12 protein-coding genes are annotated in these 16,392 nt (G+C 44.4%); 5 read left to right on the top strand and 7 right to left on the bottom strand.

The window, feature by feature from the left end; genetic code table 11:
• The first annotated feature begins 534 nt into the window (after positions 1-534).
• Entirely contained in the window at positions 535-2,535 is a 2,001-nt protein-coding gene (locus tag L4D09_RS08290; protein WP_428457020.1) for a replication initiator protein RctB domain-containing protein, read from the top strand.
• Positions 2,536-2,686: 151 nt separating this feature from the next.
• On the top strand, positions 2,687-4,975 hold the full coding sequence (locus L4D09_RS08285; RefSeq protein WP_428457019.1) for a patatin-like phospholipase family protein: 2,289 nt from the start codon (positions 2,687-2,689) through the stop codon (positions 4,973-4,975).
• Positions 4,976-5,011: 36 nt separating this feature from the next.
• On the opposite strand, the gene L4D09_RS08280 is transcribed toward L4D09_RS08285, so the two are convergent.
• On the bottom strand, positions 5,012-5,215 hold the full coding sequence (locus L4D09_RS08280) for a hypothetical protein (RefSeq protein WP_428457018.1): 204 nt from the start codon (positions 5,213-5,215) through the stop codon (positions 5,012-5,014).
• 121 nt (positions 5,216-5,336) lie between these two features.
• On the opposite strand from L4D09_RS08280, the gene L4D09_RS08275 reads away from it, so the two are divergent.
• The 3 genes from L4D09_RS08275 (at position 5,337) to L4D09_RS08265 (ending at position 10,035) form a co-directional block, all read left to right on the top strand.
• Entirely contained in the window at positions 5,337-6,413 is a 1,077-nt protein-coding gene (locus L4D09_RS08275) for an efflux RND transporter periplasmic adaptor subunit (RefSeq protein WP_428457017.1), read from the top strand.
• On the top strand, positions 6,413-9,538 hold the full coding sequence (locus L4D09_RS08270) for an efflux RND transporter permease subunit (RefSeq protein WP_428457016.1): 3,126 nt from the start codon (positions 6,413-6,415) through the stop codon (positions 9,536-9,538). Before L4D09_RS08275 ends, L4D09_RS08270 begins: the two co-directional genes overlap by 1 nt.
• A gap of 152 nt (positions 9,539-9,690) precedes the next feature.
• Entirely contained in the window at positions 9,691-10,035 is a 345-nt protein-coding gene (locus L4D09_RS08265) for a hypothetical protein (protein ID WP_428457015.1), read from the top strand.
• 137 nt (positions 10,036-10,172) lie between these two features.
• Here L4D09_RS08265 and L4D09_RS08260 read toward each other — a convergent pair whose 3' ends face one another.
• The 6 genes from L4D09_RS08260 to L4D09_RS08235 all read right to left on the bottom strand — a co-directional run bounded on the left by L4D09_RS08260 (position 10,173) and on the right by L4D09_RS08235 (position 16,316).
• Positions 10,173-11,297: a linear amide C-N hydrolase gene (locus L4D09_RS08260; RefSeq protein ID WP_428457014.1), complete on the bottom strand. Its 1,125-nt coding sequence runs from the start codon at positions 11,295-11,297 to the stop codon at positions 10,173-10,175.
• Between the two features lie 290 nt (positions 11,298-11,587).
• Positions 11,588-12,721 (bottom strand): ROK family transcriptional regulator, encoded by a 1,134-nt coding sequence (locus L4D09_RS08255; RefSeq protein WP_428457013.1) that lies wholly within the window; start codon positions 12,719-12,721, stop codon positions 11,588-11,590.
• A complete protein-coding gene (locus L4D09_RS08250; RefSeq protein ID WP_428457012.1) occupies positions 12,687-13,373 on the bottom strand; it encodes a hypothetical protein in 687 nt (228 codons plus the stop codon). Before L4D09_RS08250 ends, L4D09_RS08255 begins: the two co-directional genes overlap by 35 nt.
• On the bottom strand, positions 13,366-14,460 hold the full coding sequence (locus tag L4D09_RS08245; protein WP_428457011.1) for an ABC transporter ATP-binding protein: 1,095 nt from the start codon (positions 14,458-14,460) through the stop codon (positions 13,366-13,368). Before L4D09_RS08245 ends, L4D09_RS08250 begins: the two co-directional genes overlap by 8 nt.
• Positions 14,461-14,463: 3 nt before the next feature.
• Positions 14,464-15,474, bottom strand: coding sequence for a carbohydrate ABC transporter permease (locus L4D09_RS08240; protein ID WP_428457010.1), 1,011 nt, complete (start codon positions 15,472-15,474; stop codon positions 14,464-14,466).
• Entirely contained in the window at positions 15,471-16,316 is an 846-nt protein-coding gene (locus L4D09_RS08235; protein ID WP_428457009.1) for a carbohydrate ABC transporter permease, read from the bottom strand. Before L4D09_RS08235 ends, L4D09_RS08240 begins: the two co-directional genes overlap by 4 nt.
• Between the last annotated feature and the right edge of the window lie 76 nt (positions 16,317-16,392).

Below are 16,392 nucleotides of genomic sequence, written 5' to 3'. Positions count from 1 at the left end.
ACTAAGATTAAAAAACAAACAATACTAGAAACTTAAATTAGTGCTTTTTGCCGAAAACGAGCGAAATAGAATGAAAAGTCACAATCATGATCATCGTTCTGGGAGAAAAAAGGCCAAATAACAGTTAAAACATCACCAAACATGAAGAAAAACGAATGATTTCACATACGCCTGTGGATAACTCTGTGATTAAACCGTGCATCAACCATGATCATGCTTTCAATCTTTCAATGATCATGGTTTCAGAGAATTGATGATCATGTTTCCAATGTGCTAATGATCATAGTTTCGGATGCGTTATGATCATCGTTCCTTGCTTTTCTTGATCATACTTCCGTTTACCTCTATTTTTATTTCTTTTATAATTAGTAACTTACACGATTATTTTCAACCAGATCATTAGATCAGTTAATCATATAGATCACTTTAATCAAAAAGATCAGTTAATAAAATCAATAACAAAAAGAGCTTTCTTTCTTGATCTTTTTCTATTAATCTTTCTCGGAAAAATGATGCATCTACGGCTAATGACAAATGAATTCAGCAATCATGCCCAATAAAAAACTGACAGAAAAAATACTGATCTCAGCGCCACGATCACACAAAGACGGGCACCTTTTTGCGATCCCTGCAAATTTGATTGATTGGTTACCCCAGTACCAGCATTTCAAAGGGGTAACGAAAAGTATTATTGAATTGCTGAATTTAATTTCATTACGAGGCCTTTCTTGCCAAGACGGCATGGTATCAACCACAGAGCTAGTAGAAGCGACTGAAGGTCAGCTCACTCGTGCTGCAATTCAGCAACGACTTCGCGCTGCGGTTGGTGTTGGGTTATTCCAGCAACAGCCTGTACGCTTTGAACATGGCTTAGCAGGCAAGACGATGCTGCATCACTTTATTAATCCAGCGTTGCTCATTTCGCAGTTAGGTACTGGTAGCCTCAACTCAGAACAAAGCAAAGCCAAAGAAAAACAAAAGCGTTCCAAAGCATTAGCTCAAAACCATGTTAACCGGCAATTGCTAAACGAATATGGTTTGGGTACGCCACCAACAATGCCTGATGAAGCGGATCAAATTGTTGTTTCTCCCACTAGCTGGGCTGGGATCATTGATCAAGCTTTAGCACCACCACGTACCAAGAAAAGCTACCAAAAATCAATGGTGGCGATCAGTGGCACAAAAGCGATCATTGAAACACGATCATCAAAGTCGATCATGACTGTTGATGATCTGATGACCTTATTCGCGTTATTTACCCTGACTGTGCAATATCATGATCATCATATTGCTGATTATGAAATTCAGACCCGTAGTATGACCAATAAAACCCCGGTCTATATCACCGATATTCTGGCGCTTCGGGGGAAAAAAGACAGTGGCCCTGCTCGTGATTCAATTCGAGAAAGTATTGATCGTATTGAATTTACAGACTTCCAACTGCATGAACTGACTGGTCGTTGGATGAGTGAGAACATGCCTGAAGGGTTTAAAAGTGATCGTTTTCGTTTTCTTGCGAGAACGATCACCGCTTCTGAAGAAGCACCGAAAGAAGGGGATGATGGTGAGATCCGGATCAAACCGAATCTTTATATTTTGGTATGGGAGCCGTCATTTTTTGATGAGCTACTTACTCGTGACTATTTCTTCTTGTTCCCACCAGAGATTTTGCGCCAGCATACGTTGGTCTTCCAACTTTACACGTTCTTCAGAAGCCGAATGTCTCGTCGTGTAAATGACTCAATGTTATTGAGTGAGCTAAACCAAAAGCTGGCGCGTAATATTGAATGGCGCCGCTTTTCTAGCGATTTGATCCGAGAGCTGCGTAAGCTAGCAGAAGGGAAACTTACCGATAATATATTCGCGGTAAACTTATGGGGTTATCACTTAACGATCGCGCCCCATGAGGAAGATAAGCGTTATTGTGATTACCAAATAGACATCAAGTGTGATGCAGATGAAGTGATCCGCTACTCGCGCGCTAAAACGACCAATGAAGGCAAGCGTTCGATGGCACCGACCATGCCTAACCCTCTTCGTAATGAAATTATGCCGAAGCGAGAGCTTGATCAGCTTTCCGAGATCATTGATGGTGAGTTCGAACCCATTCAACGCAAAGAAGGGCGAACGAAAGGCCGATTAGGCCGTCGGGTAAAGCTGCGTAAGCACTTGGTTGAGATCAATGCCGATGAATTAACAATAACATTATCAAAATATACCTCACCAGAGGCTCTACAACGCAGTATCACGGCGTTATCGGCCATGACGGGCCATTCTGTCGCAGCAATCAACGATGAGTGCCAAGCGCTGTTAGAGAAGCTTGATTGGCTTCGAGTGAGTGGCGAAGTTTTATCTTATGATACGTTGAGTAAAACCATTGAACTCTATAACAGCCAGCACGAAGAGCGTCATCTTTCTATTGAGCGCTTAATTTCGGGTCTCGCAGTACGCCGCAAAGTGTGTAAATTGGTGTTTGAAGGCCATATCAACGAACAAGTAATGAATGCATTAGACGATGTTGCTCGCGGTATATAATCACACCGAATTCTAATGATAATGAAGCTGATCTTGGTTAATACCGGGTTCAGCTTTTTTTATGCTTAGTGATTAATTGTTTACCATTTTTTGCTTCGCTGTGTCTGTTATTATCTTGCTAGTTTGCTTTGTTTTTTCTAAAGGAATAGTCATGAATAGCTCTGCGCTTTGGCACAAGTTTTCCTGTGTGATTGTGTTTACCACACTTTGTTTCCCGCTAACTAATGTGCAGGCTAAGACCGTCGATAGGCCCCAAATTGGGGTTGTGCTTAGCGGCGGTGGTGCCAAGGGGGCAGCGCATATTGGCGTGTTGTCAGTCCTTGAGGAATATCGCATCCCCGTTGATGTTATTACCGGTACCAGTATGGGCGCTTATGTCGGTGGAATGTATGCGATGGGATTTTCAGCACAAGAAGTCCACCAGCGGACACTACAAGCTAATTGGCAAAGCGGTTATAACGACAGGGTTGGGCGTAATGATCTTGTTTTACGGCGTAAAAAACAAAACGATAACTATCAAATCTATTCTGATATCGGCATCAGCCTTGAAGGAGAATACCAATCTAAACCGGGGGCGTTTCAAGGGCAAGGGATGGCGACCTTACTGGGACAATTAACTGACAACCTTCCAACGCTTAACAGTTTTGACGATCTGGCTATTCCATATCGCTCGGTGGCAACAGACATTGTATCTGTACAACCTGCGGTATTGTCCTCTGGGCACCTTGCCACTGCAATGCAAGCTTCCATGACTGTGCCGGGGGCGTTGCAGCCTGTACGGATCAATGATCAAGTATTAGTCGATGGCGGGGTAGTTAATAACATGCCTGTTGACGCCGCGCAGGCATTGGGGGCCGATGTTATTATTGCGGTTGACCTTCGTGATGCGTTGTTTCAAGAAGAGGAGCTAAATAGTGCGTTGAATATTATCGGTCAGCTCACCACATTTATGACCAATAGCAGTGCTGATCAGCAAAAAGGGTTAATGGGGGAGGGGGATATTTACCTTCAGCCAGATGTTTCTTTCATGCTAGCGCCTGATTTTGGCAAAATGGATCAAGCTTATGTCGCAGGGCGTAAAGTGGCGCTGGATGCGTTACCAAAACTGCTTCATTATCAGTTATCGGAAGACGCTTATCGACAATATCTCACTGCCAAACTCGACCGCCGTAGCCAATTGCTTGCTAGCTCTGCTTATTACATTGACCGTATTGAGATAGAGAATAATACTCGGCGACCCGATCAAGCCTTACTCGCGTTGTTGGAACTCGAGACCAAAAAAGTGATCACTAATTCAGAGTTGGATGAGGCGGTAAAGCGGTTAAACAGCCAAGATATCTTTGAGCGTGTTACGTATCAAATCGACAACCAAGATACTGAAAATGTGCTGAAGGTGGAAGTCCGAGAAAAAAGCTGGGGGCCTGGTTACTTAAATTTAAAGTTTTCGTTTGAAGATGATTTTGCCAATCGCTCAGACTTTTCGTTTGGTGCGCAGTATATCTATACCGATCTCACGGAAAAAGGTGGGGAATGGCAATTTGAATGGTTACTGGGAAGCTGGAAACAGGTTAATACGAGTTTCTATATTCCGCTGGATTACAAAAAAGAGATTTTTGTTTCAACCGGGGTTGGCTGGAGTCGAGAAGTGCGTGAATTTCAACTATCCCAAGAGCAGGCTGATTTGGTTGATCTCCCGAAAGGCTCAGTCGTTGAAACTGAGTATGAACAATTTAATGGGTTTGCCGAATTGGGTTGGAATTTACAGCCGTGGAGTGCCATCGCCATGGGCTACAAAGTGGATAGCGGGCAAGTAAACGAAATTAATGGAGCAAGTGATAGCAACGGGCAAGACTATACCGCTCATGGTCCCTATATTTCTTTTGCTTACGATAACCTAGATAACTTCTATTTTCCGCGAGAAGGCTTTCTGTTTGATGCCGAACTCGGCTTTGGTATGAGCAAAAGTAAGTTTAATGACGAAGAGAAAATATCCAATGAAAATCTATTCTATAGCATGGAGTTGATGAAGCCATTAAGTTATGAAAACCACACGGTAACGGCAGTGGCAAAAGTCTCGGGTGATGATTCCGATGATTTATTGCCTATCTATGTTCAGGATCTCGGTGGTTTATTTAATATGTCAGGCTACCACCGCTATGAGTTAAATGGTCGATATCGCTTGTTTGGCGCGTTGGTATATAGCTACCGATTGATGGAAAATAATTTTGGCGCGGTTTCTGTGCCTGTTTATATCGGTGGATCGCTAGAGCGTGGCAATGTATGGGATCAAAAGTCCGATGTGAGCTGGGGAAGCAGTATGGGAGCGGCAAGTGTCTTTATTGGGCTTGATACACCCGTCGGCCCTGCTTATTTGGCTTACGGACAAGCTGAAGGCGGACAAAGCTCGTTTTATCTGACACTGGGTAGCTCATTTAATTGACAGTAAATGGAACGATGAGCACGATCTCTGTCGATGTTATTCCTTTTTGACATAGCCCTGACAAAGCGTTGTTTTGTTTGGGCAATATTGGAGACGGATATAACCTTTGTCCCCTTTCGATGAGAGAGGCCACTCTCCGCCATGGATGTCGGGAATGGTCTTGTCACCCTCTCGAAATGCAATATATGAGTTTTCGCGAGCCATCGACTGGCTCGCTTTTTTTTGCCTAAAATTTGGCATTTACCCCCGCTATTTTTCGACACGCTTCCTTGCCGTGTTTTCTCCCTTAGTTCCTAACCGCTACCTATACTGACAATATTGCTGTGGATTGATGTGGCTCGGTTTTAGCTAGGAGCAATTTGTGCAAATAAAAGGACGCTTGATCATTGTTGCCATTTTTTCCGCTTTGGCTGCCGGCATTTGGTACAAGGAGTTTTTGGGTGATGTGGCAAAAGTATTTCCACGTCAGGGGGTAATGACTGTTGTGGTGTCAGCCGTTGAACGTAAATCTGTTCGCTGGGAAATCGAAGCGTTAGGGACGGTAAAATCACGAGAGTCGGTTGTGCTTACCGCCAAAGTAACCGAAAAAGTGGAGCAGGTACATTTTACGGATGGACAAGAGATAAAAGCAGGGCAAATACTAATCTCGCTGGCTTCCGACGAACAAAAAGCAAAAGTGCGAGCAGCCAAAGCAAACCTAAAAGAGCAACAGCGAGAACATAAGCGGATTGAAGGCTTGGTTAGGCGTAATACGATTGCCAGCTCAGAACTCGATAAACTATTTACCGATATCGAGGTCGCACGTGCTGTACTGGCGCAAAATCAAGCCGAACTAGATGCCCGTGCTATTCATGCGCCGTTCACTGGACTACTTGGCTTTCGACAAATCAGCCCCGGCGCCTTGATAACACCAGGCACTGTGATCACGACCTTAGATGATATTGCTCGAGTAAAGCTGGATTTTTCTATTCCTGAATCTTTTATTGGCTACCTCAAAAAAAACACCACGATTGAAGGCCAAGTTGCCGCTTTTCCTGAATACCTGTTTTCTGGTGTCGTTACCAGTATTGATAGCCGTGTTGACCCAGAAACGCGGACTATTTTGGTACGAGCTGAGATAGACAACCAACAATACCAACTTCGCCCCGGCATGCTAATGACTGTCCGGCTCATTGTGCGAGAAAGATTAGGACTGGTTGTGCCGGAAGAAGCTTTGGTACCACGTCAGCGTGATAATTATTTGTTTGTGGTCAATGCCGAAGGTGTTGTTGAACAACGCTTGGTTAAAACGGGATTTAGTCGTCGTGGAGAGATCGAGATCTTAACGGGGGTTGAGGAAGGAGAGTTTGTTATCAGCCGCGGTATTCAACGTGTCCGCCCTGGGCAACACGTAGAAACTCAAAGGAGTGAGCGTTTTACACACCGGGAGGTTAACTGATGTGGCTATCCGATATTTCTGTAAAGCGCCCAGTTTTAGGGGCGGTGATCAGCATGTTGCTAATTGTTTTTGGCTTAGTTGCATTGGAACGGCTACCACTCCGAGAGTACCCAGATATTGATCCCCCTGTGGTAACCATTTCGACAAGCTATCGAGGTGCATCTGCTGCGATTGTGGAATCAAGGATCACTCAGCTTATCGAGGACAGGGTGTCTGGGCTCGAAGGGATCAGAAATATTCGCTCACAAAGCCGTGATGGCCGTTCAAGTGTGACACTTGAGTTTGGTATTAGCCGAGATATAGATGCAGCAGCGAATGATGTTAGAGACCGCATAGCTGGGATTGCTAATAACCTTCCTGAAGAAGCTGAACCTCCTGAAGTACAGAAAGCATCTGGTAGCTCTGAAGTGATCATGTGGCTGAATCTGGTGTCAGACAGAATGGACACATTAGCCCTTACCGATTATGCACGTCGGTATTTGGTCGATCGTTTTTCGGTTATTGATGGTGTTGCCAATATTCGCCTTGGTGGTGGTAAGGAATATGCGCTACGTATCTGGATTGATAGGCAAAAACTCGCCGCCAGGGGTTTAACGGTGACTGATGTCGAAGATGCACTGCGTGATGATAATGTTGAATTGCCCGCAGGCTCCGTCGAATCGAAAAACCGCCAGTTTACCGTTCGAACTCAAAGGTCGTTTGTGAGCCCTGCTGATTTTTCATCGTTGGTTGTCGGGTCTGGACGTGATGGTTATTTGATCCGGCTGGGGGATGTGGCAAACGTTGAGCTGGCTGCAGAAGAAGAGCGGATCACCTTTCGAGGTAATACGCAGGACATGATTGGGTTGGGGATCTCTCGGCAATCAACTGCTAACACGTTAGCGGTTGCCAATGCGGTGAATGACTTAGTTGATGAGCTTAATCCAACTTTGCCACAGGGGATGGAAATTAAGCGCTCTTATGATTCTTCTGTATTTATTCAAGCTTCTATCAAGGAAGTCTATAAAACGTTGTCGATAGCCCTGCTGCTTGTTGTCATGGTTATCTATGTGTTCCTTGGTAGCATGCGTACCATGTTGATCCCTGCTCTCACTTTACCGGTGTCGCTAATTGGCTCGTTTATTGTTCTGTATGCGCTGGGGTTCAGTATTAACTTACTTACCTTATTGGCGCTGATCTTGGCCATTGGTATTGTGGTTGATGATGCGATAGTGATGCTGGAAAACATTCACCGCCGTATCGCCTTGGGGGAGCCGCCATTGAAAGCGGCCTTTCTGGGGGCAAAGCAGGTGAGCTTTGCCATTATTGCGACGACGGTAGTCTTGGTGGCTGTATTTTTACCCGTAGGGTTTCTTGATGGCGATCTTGGTAAATTGTTCCGTGAGTTTTCAATAGCCATTAGTGCCGCAGTGATCCTGTCATCGTTAGTGGCATTGACGCTCAGCCCAATGCTGGCCTCTAAGCTAATGAAACCAGCAGCGGCCGAGTCTTTACCTTGGCTGGCGAAAAAAATGGGCCGGTGGTTGTCTGCCTGTACCCAGCACTACGTAAACATATTGAAAGTATGGGTTAATCATCCGGCATGGGTGGTTGCTTTGTTGCTAGTCACCTTACTGGGCAGTAGTTGGTTAATGACTCGGATCCCGTCAGAATTTGCACCAAAAGAAGATCGCGGTGTAATGTTCCTTATTGTTAATGGGCCGCAAGGTGCAAGCTTTGAATTCATGCAGCCTTATATGGACGAAATTGAGCACCGGTTGATGCCTTTGGTGGCGACTGGTGAAATCAAACGTCTACTTATTCGAGCACCTCGTGGATGGGGGCGTATCTCCAATTTTTCGAATGGTTTTGCTATCGTCGTCTTAGAAGACTGGTCATCCCGTCGTGGCGCCAATGCCATTATTGGTGATATTCACGGTCGCTTGTCTGACTTGGCAGGGATCACTGCTTTTCCTGTTATGCGGCAACCATTTGGCCGCGGCGTCGGGAAGCCGGTGCAGTTTGTGCTTGGTGGGGGCAGCTATGAAGAGTTAGCACAATGGCGTGATGTCATTCTTGAGGCTGTTGCTGAGAATCCCCGTCTTACGGGAGTTGATCATGACTACAAAGAAACTAAGCCACAATACCGGGTTGTCATTGATCGCGATAGGGCGGGTGATCTTGGCGTTTCAGTTAAAGAGATAGGTCAGACGTTAGAATCAATGTTGGGTTCACGGCAAGTTACCACTTATACGTGGCGTGGCGAAGAATACGATGTGGTGATTGAGGGGCAGCGAGAGCATCAGAATACGCCTGCGGATCTGGCTAATTTATATGTGCGCTCCGATACCGACCATCATTTAATTCCACTCTCAAGCCTAATCCAGGTTGATGAGTATGCTGGTGCCCCGCAGCTTAATCGTTACAACCGAGTACGTTCAATTACGATTGAAGCGAATTTGGCCGAAGGATATACATTGGGAGAGGCGTTAGCCTACCTCAATGGTTTGGTTCGTGACAACTTACCCCCTGATGCTGTCGTGAATTACAAAGGGGCATCACAAGACTACCAAGATTCGAGCGCATCAATCTTGTTCGTTTTTGTACTCGCATTGCTGGTGGTCTATTTGGTTTTGGCGGCGCAGTTTGAAAGCTATATTCACCCGTTTGTGATTATGCTTACAGTGCCATTAGCCAGTTTTGGCGCATTGCTTGGGCTGTACTTTACCGATCAGAGTCTAAATATATATTCTCAGATAGGTGGGATCATGCTCATTGGGCTCGCGGCAAAAAATGGTATTTTGATTGTTGAATTTGCCAATCAGTTACGCGATCAAGGGCGGTCATTTGATGATGCCATACTGGAAGCATCAGCAGAGCGTTTTCGACCTATCCTGATGACGGCAATAACGACGATTGTTGGGGCGGTGCCTCTCATTCTGGCGAGTGGCGCTGGGGCTGAAACACGAATGGTTATAGGGATTGTTGTATTATGCGGTATTGCGGTCGCGACCCTATTCACCTTGTTAGTGATCCCTGTGATGTATCGGTTGCTGGCGCTACACACGAAAAGTCCGGAATTTGTTGCCAATCAATTGACCGAACAGCTTGCTGAAGAGCCAAGTAAGAAAATGAGCCAACGTTAGCTCAAGTACTCAAGTAAAAAAGAAGAGCTGAATTTGTGGTAAGTGAATGCTGTAACACCATTATATCGTGTTTGGTGCTGAGCTAGGTCAACGACAGTGCCGACTTTTTTAGCTACTATCATTCACAATTCAAATAACAGGTTAGATTTGCTATGAAAATTTCCGTTGATGGTGGTTCATTTAAAGTCGCAATTGAGACTGAATATGATGGTTTGATTGAAGAGTCGACCGCTATTTTTCATGAAACGCTTGAGCAGGCGAAATCAAACGACAAGGCAATTTTACGTTTTCTGCAAATCATTCTTGAGCATCGAGACGAAAACGATGCGATTGGTTATGCCACTATGGGATTGTTAGGCTGGTATAACGAAGTCATTAACCCTGTAGAAGATAAAGATATCGAACTGAATTTGGCCAAGATCCTGCCGCACCTAATCAACCCAGCAGGTGATTTGACAGCAACCAGTGAAAACGAAACGAATACGTTTAAGCACTAATTTGCCGCTTTTGATATCGTTGTTTTCGCGAGTATTTCAAGGGTAAATAATGAAACCTGATTACGTTGAAGTAGTCAGGTTTTTTATATTTAAGAACAGGTTGTTATGGTTAATAACTGGAACGATGATCAAGGTAATTAACTAAGTTCAAAACTGCTGCCAAGTTCAACATCAAGCTCAAATTTTCTTTTTCTTTTGATGTGTAAGGAAGATCCTGACTGGGGTAATGCAAATGGATCACTGGTTACAACAAGGCGCTGATTAATTAGTCCGTGATAGGAATGGTTGGAAAATAAGCCTTTATCAAACGTGACTAGGGGTAATTTAGCACTATTATGCTGGTGTTTTAAATTTGCTAAATCAATCCAGCAAACCCCTGTTGTACGCGCATTGTCGAAATAGTACATCAGTTCATTATGACTCGAAATTGTAGACCAAAGTGTCGGCGCTATATTGGGGCTATTGGCGACACCAAAATCAAACCCAATAGGGACAGAAGCATTTGCGGCAACAGATTTTGATTGCGCCAACGATTCAGCACTACTTGTCGGTTTACTTAAATGGTGCATGTTAAAGGCAGCGCGTTCGAAACGATCTGTCGGGAATGGACCACCAGGAATGGTATGACTTGGGAATTGGTTTTTATCGCTCCACTGCCATTTCCAATATTGGTTAATTTTAATTTGTTTGGTAAAACTGGGCTCATTGGTCATCACTTGATATGAAGGCTTACTGTGGACATGATATTCGCCTTTAATGACCTCAATAATCGCGGAATCACCAAAAATGTCAGAGACGGACAAATGCAATGAAGCGGGTTTGCCACTACTTGGGACCAATGAGGCATTAATTTGAATGCCACTATTATGATTAAATTTTTCAACGACTTCTTCAACTGAACAGCAAGTATCTAATACATATTGTACCCATCTAAGTACATCTAAATTTTTGCATGAACTACCATCTTTCCGCTGGTATTGCGCGCCACTGTCATACAATACATTAGCAACTAGCCCCGCGGTATTCATTCCATCTGAGGCTCCACAGTGCTCGACACCACCTTCATCTCCTACGACCATTGTTACGACGCTGTCATAAAGTGATGTCCATGTGAGCGTCGAGTCGTCAGTGTCTGCCATTCCCGATTTTTCAAGGTTTTTATTGAAGGTATATAGAGTTGTCGGTAATTGAGTCGCCCAATCCATATTTCTTGCTGTTGTTAGAAATGCGTCATTGAGGTTATTAAAAACACGAGTACACATAATATTCCCTTAGTCATTTATGTTTAATCATTATTAATGTATTTAGCTGAAACTATTAGAGACTTAGTATTTACATTCACTTGGCAAGTTACTTTGTAAATACAGTAGCTGCTTATTTAATTGAGCTTTATTTGAGTATTAGCGAAGGGATAGCGGAGTGCTATTACAGGTTATTACAGACACTCCATCATCAACGTAATTTTATTCTTTAATAAAGTTTCGAGACCCCCATAAGCACTCCGTTATATAAGTTATTTATGAGGGAGGGGGGGCTGTCCAATGTATGCCTATTACTTAAATACACAGTTTGAAAGCGGTAGAAACGCAGCGCCGTAGGCTGGGGTATGGCGCTCTGTGTCAGATTGAAAAACTGGTGTTGAATAGACAATGGCCTTTTTCTTTGAATCGGAGCTTAAGGCCAAGTGATTAATGATTGGTTGGATTAGGGATGGGCCTAGTGTGCCCCCTATTACGATAGCGGGTGGATCCATAAGGGCGATGATAATTTCAATCATGGACGATAATTCTTGAGCACAAAATGATACCCATCGGTCAAAACCCGATGATGACATTTGTTCATAAGTGAGAGGAGAGGTGCCATCCCAGTCAATGCCTGCTTCGAAGAGGAACTGTTTTAATGTATTGGTGTTGGGCATCAGGCCTTTGAATAACATGGATAACTCACCAGCATGCCCATTTGCCCCTATTCGAGGCACTCCATTTTCAATTGCGACACTGCCAATACCATGGCCGATGAATATGAAGTAAAAGTCACCGGAACACTTTCCATAACCTTGAAAACTCTCGCCAACGGCTGCGTTAACCGCATCGTTGCCTATGTATACTGGCACGGAGAATCGTGAAGCAAAGAGTGCTTGAATATCAATGCGATCCCACTCTTGGAACTTGGCAGCAAAGATATATTGGCCTGCTTCTCCCTTTATACGTGCTGGTATCGAAACGCCTAACCCCAACAGATTGTCTTGAGGTATGTTGGTTTCCAATAGTAGCTGGTGGAGTAGTTGATAGCTTCTGGTTGCAATTGTGCCAGGATCACTGAAGGTAATTAGCTCTTGAGCGGCCTTGATCAGTTGGCCTTGCATATCGATAAGGCAAACTGCAATGGAGCCATTATCAAAGATCACCCCAGCACTGAAGCCGAAATGAGCATTGATTTGATAGCAAACCCGAGGTTTTCCTCGCCCTTCTGATTGAATGCCAACTTCGATTAATATTCCTTGGGCATGTAGCCCTTTTACGATGCGGGAGACAGATTGAAACGTCAGCGTGGACACTTCCGCAATCTCTGGACGACTGATTGGCTTTCCTGCTCGGTGAATAACCCCGAGCAGGTATTTTTCATTATTAGTTAAATTTACTCTCATGGCTTTAGTAGGCATTGGTAGCATGATTTCTGGAGACATTGCTTTTGGGTATATTGCTCTGTTGAGTTTCTAGATAGCGCATTTTGCTCTCTTTGATGATCCAATCCAGAGGGTGGCGCACCCATGGCTGTGGGTCGTTTGGGGCAAAAGAATCCAAGCTACGCGCGGCTTGGCAGCGCCAGCCAACAATTTCGGCATGACGTATACATCTTGATAGATGCCATGACTGAGCCACGATGGTCACATCATGGTTTGTTGTCATAGCCATCGCTTTTCGAGCAACCTCAATGGTTGACATATACGCTTGGCCTTCATCCAGCGTTACCGGTTTGATAAATGGATTCAAAGCTGGTTGAACCGTGCTAATTAGGTTCGCGATTTCCCATTGAACTAATACGGTGCCTATTGGGTATTTATTCAATAATTGGCAGATTTTAAGAGCAATAAGGCGATTTACTTCATGCCCTTCACCATATGAGAAGGCAAGTAAAGTGTGATTCGCCTTTACCTTTCCCCAAGAAGCCATATAAGGCTGAAAATTATCGAGGTAATGCGGAATTTCAGTCGCCAGATCTTTTGTTATCGGGACAAATCGATCGCTGTATGGTCGCGGTGAGGTAAGCTGAATTTTTTCGCCGCCTACGACTAACTGATTCGGTTGCCCAGAGCGAAAGCGTACTTTATCAGGCATTAATTAATGCCTCTGCATAGTCAATGTATTCATTGAGTGTTCCGATTCGATTACCAGTGTTTGTGTCGAAGAGTTGAACCTGATGTTCGTCTATCATGATGTTTACCGACTCACCAATGGTGAAGCTGTTATTTGCATAGGGTACAACTGCTTTCAATTCACCTAAAGGTGTCGCTAAGGTGAGGAACCATTCGCGACCAATGGGGGACGCACTTTTGATGTTAGCGAGATATTGGCCGTTTTCACAGATGGTAATTGACTCTGGACGAATACCAACATCGACTTTACTGCTCAACAACGATGAAGCTGGATATGTTGTACTACCGAGGCTTAACTGACCTTGAACCACTTTACCTTCAAGAATATTGATCGCAGGATTACCGACAAACTGGGCGACAAAACGTGTTGCTGGGCGATGGTAGATATCATCGGGTGTGCCGACTTGTTCTATAACCCCATGGTTCATACATATAATTTTGTCCGCCATGGTGGTTGCTTCAAGTTGATCATGGGTGACCATAACGGTAGTCACCCCCAGCTCGCTCTGTAATCGCTTCATCTCGTCACGCATTGAATGGCGAAGAGTGGCATCGAGGTTAGAGAGCGGTTCATCGAGCAATAAAAGCCCAGGTTGTTTTATTAGCCCCCGAGCTAGTGCGACACGTTGTTGTTGTCCGCCAGACAGCTCGGAAGGCATCCGTTCAAGAAGGTGATCAACTTGTACTTTGGCTGCAACCTGTTTGGCCATTTTTAAGGCCGTGTGCTTATCTACTTTGGGTTTACGGTATTTTATTGGAAACAGAATATTCTCTAACACCGTTTTATGGGGGTAAAGCGCATAAGATTGGAATACGACACTTAAATTTCGATGTCTGGCGGCCACTTTATTGATAACTTTTTCATCGAAGTAGATTTCACCGCCATTACATTCATAAATACCAGCCATTAACATCAGTGTTGTCGATTTCCCACAGCCGGAAGGGCCGAGGATGGCGACAAACTCACCGTCTTCAATGGTGAAGTTAATACTGTCTAATGTGGTAACGCTGCCCCATGATTTGGTAACGTGTTTGAATTCTATTTTCATAATTTATCCTTTCGTGCCGCCGACAGAGATTTGTGACAAGTATTTTTGGCAAGTGATGTAGAGAATGAGGCTAGGAAGCAGATATATCACTGCCACAGCGGTTAAAAGGCCGTAATCGGCGCCCATTGAATCTTCAGCAAAAAAATACAAGAACTGGCTCATTACCCAGTGCTGGCTATCAAATATGAATGAAGTGACAAAGACATATTCTTCCCAACCTTTCAAAAAGGAAAAGACACCGATAGCGATAATGCCATTCTTTACTTGAGGTAACACCACGCTAAAGAATGCCTGTATACGTGATGCGCCATCTGTCATGGCACTCATTTCAATATCCCAGGGTACGCTGTCAAAGAACCCTTTCATCAAGAAAATGGCGAATGGTAATTCCAGTGCAGCAATCACCAGAATAACGCCAGTTAGGGAGTCGAGCAGGTTGCTCCAATACAGCAATAGAAAAATAGGGATGATCAAGGTTAATGCCGGAAATGCGTGGAGGATAACCAAGGCTTTCATATAGCCACTTCGGCCTCGAAAATTAAAACGTGACAGATAATAACCCGCTCCCGTTGCTGCAATACAAACTAACAGGGTTTGTCCACCAGCCAACAGAAACGAGTTCCATAAACTGGCATAAACGGAAGGGAGCGTATTTTCTTCAAATAAGAAGCGGTAACTGTATAGACTGATAGCCTCTCCAGTTCTTGCATAGGCAAGCACCATAAAGGTCACGATGACCGAGATGGATAACATTATTCGGAGGGGCTGATGATCGATAAGAAATTGGATCGTGAAAAAAACCAGCATGAGCGGAATAAAAGCGGTCATTATTGCCGATAGGCTGTGAGTGTCGACACTGCCAGTTACCCCTGATGTGAGAGAGACAAACAGCATCCAGAAATACGGCAAGACCACAGGCAAGGTAATGACAGACATCAGCAACACTATGATCCATTGTCCCAATGATAATTGGGTAAGGGCTGAACGCCGAAGCGATAAGAGTAACTGGCTCATTGGTTAACCTCTATTTTAGGTGTTTGTAGCAAGCTCTTCATGTCCGTAAATCGCCACATCAACATTGAATAGACGATACCCACGACGACTAAGAGCAAGGCCAAGGCAGCACCATAGCCATATTGTCCAGATTCAAAGGCCTGCTTATAGACGTACAGTGAATACACGGTGGAATCATAAAAAGGGCCACCATTGGTAATTAGCAATGCGTATTCAAAAGTAACCAGTAGGGACAAGGACTGGAAAATAGTGACGAAGCTTAATGGCCAGCGAATAGCGGGTAAAATGATGTGCCAGACGGTTGCCATTGCAGGAGCACCATCGACTTTGGCGGCGTGAAACAGGTGAGGGGGGATCGACTTTATTGCCGAAGTGAAAATTAGCATCCCCATTGAGGCACCAATGATCCCGTTAGCTAAAATGATCGTCATCATCGGGGAGTTCTGGCGTAAATCCAGCAACTGAGTGCCACCTATGCTGGTCCATGCTTGGTTAATCAAGCCATATTCATTGGGATCTGCTGCCCATATCCATAACAGGGCATAAATTACACTTGGTGCCATGCGAGGCAACAACCACAAAGTGGTGAACATCTTCCCTATTCGTTCTGGTAAGGCTGAAATGGCTAAAGAGAGCAGTAGAGCAAGGCCAACATTGAAGAAGGTGAGTGTACAAACAACAAACAAGATGGTTTGCAGAAAGATTTCCCAAAGTAGTCGATCACTAAACAATTGATAAAAATTGTCGAAACTAAATTGATTAATGGATAGATCACGTCCCATATCAGAAAACGCAATGACAATGTTGACGCCAATGGGCAATACAAACAAGAGGAGCAACAAGAGTGTTGCCGGCCCTAAAAATAGAAGGCCATTTTTATTAATGATGTGGTGGTTCATTGAATATGAAGGGGGCTAT

Origin of the sequence: Photobacterium makurazakiensis (assembly GCF_050336715.1) — a bacterium.
Lineage (GTDB): Bacteria > Pseudomonadota > Gammaproteobacteria > Enterobacterales > Vibrionaceae > Photobacterium > Photobacterium makurazakiensis.
This window is presented reverse-complemented; position numbering and strand designations above follow the sequence as displayed.

Coding starts and splice junctions, on each gene's coding strand:
- L4D09_RS08290 (WP_428457020.1), top strand. CDS start 535: ATGAATTCAGCAATCATGCCCAATAAAAAACTGACAGAAAAAATACTG.
- L4D09_RS08285 (WP_428457019.1), top strand. CDS start 2,687: ATGAATAGCTCTGCGCTTTGGCACAAGTTTTCCTGTGTGATTGTGTTT.
- L4D09_RS08280 (WP_428457018.1), bottom strand. CDS start 5,215: ATGCCAAATTTTAGGCAAAAAAAAGCGAGCCAGTCGATGGCTCGCGAA.
- L4D09_RS08270 (WP_428457016.1), top strand. CDS start 6,413: ATGTGGCTATCCGATATTTCTGTAAAGCGCCCAGTTTTAGGGGCGGTG.
- L4D09_RS08265 (WP_428457015.1), top strand. CDS start 9,691: ATGAAAATTTCCGTTGATGGTGGTTCATTTAAAGTCGCAATTGAGACT.
- L4D09_RS08260 (WP_428457014.1), bottom strand. CDS start 11,297: ATGTGTACTCGTGTTTTTAATAACCTCAATGACGCATTTCTAACAACA.
- L4D09_RS08255 (WP_428457013.1), bottom strand. CDS start 12,721: ATGTCTCCAGAAATCATGCTACCAATGCCTACTAAAGCCATGAGAGTA.
- L4D09_RS08250 (WP_428457012.1), bottom strand. CDS start 13,373: ATGCCTGATAAAGTACGCTTTCGCTCTGGGCAACCGAATCAGTTAGTC.
- L4D09_RS08245 (WP_428457011.1), bottom strand. CDS start 14,460: ATGAAAATAGAATTCAAACACGTTACCAAATCATGGGGCAGCGTTACC.
- L4D09_RS08240 (WP_428457010.1), bottom strand. CDS start 15,474: ATGAGCCAGTTACTCTTATCGCTTCGGCGTTCAGCCCTTACCCAATTA.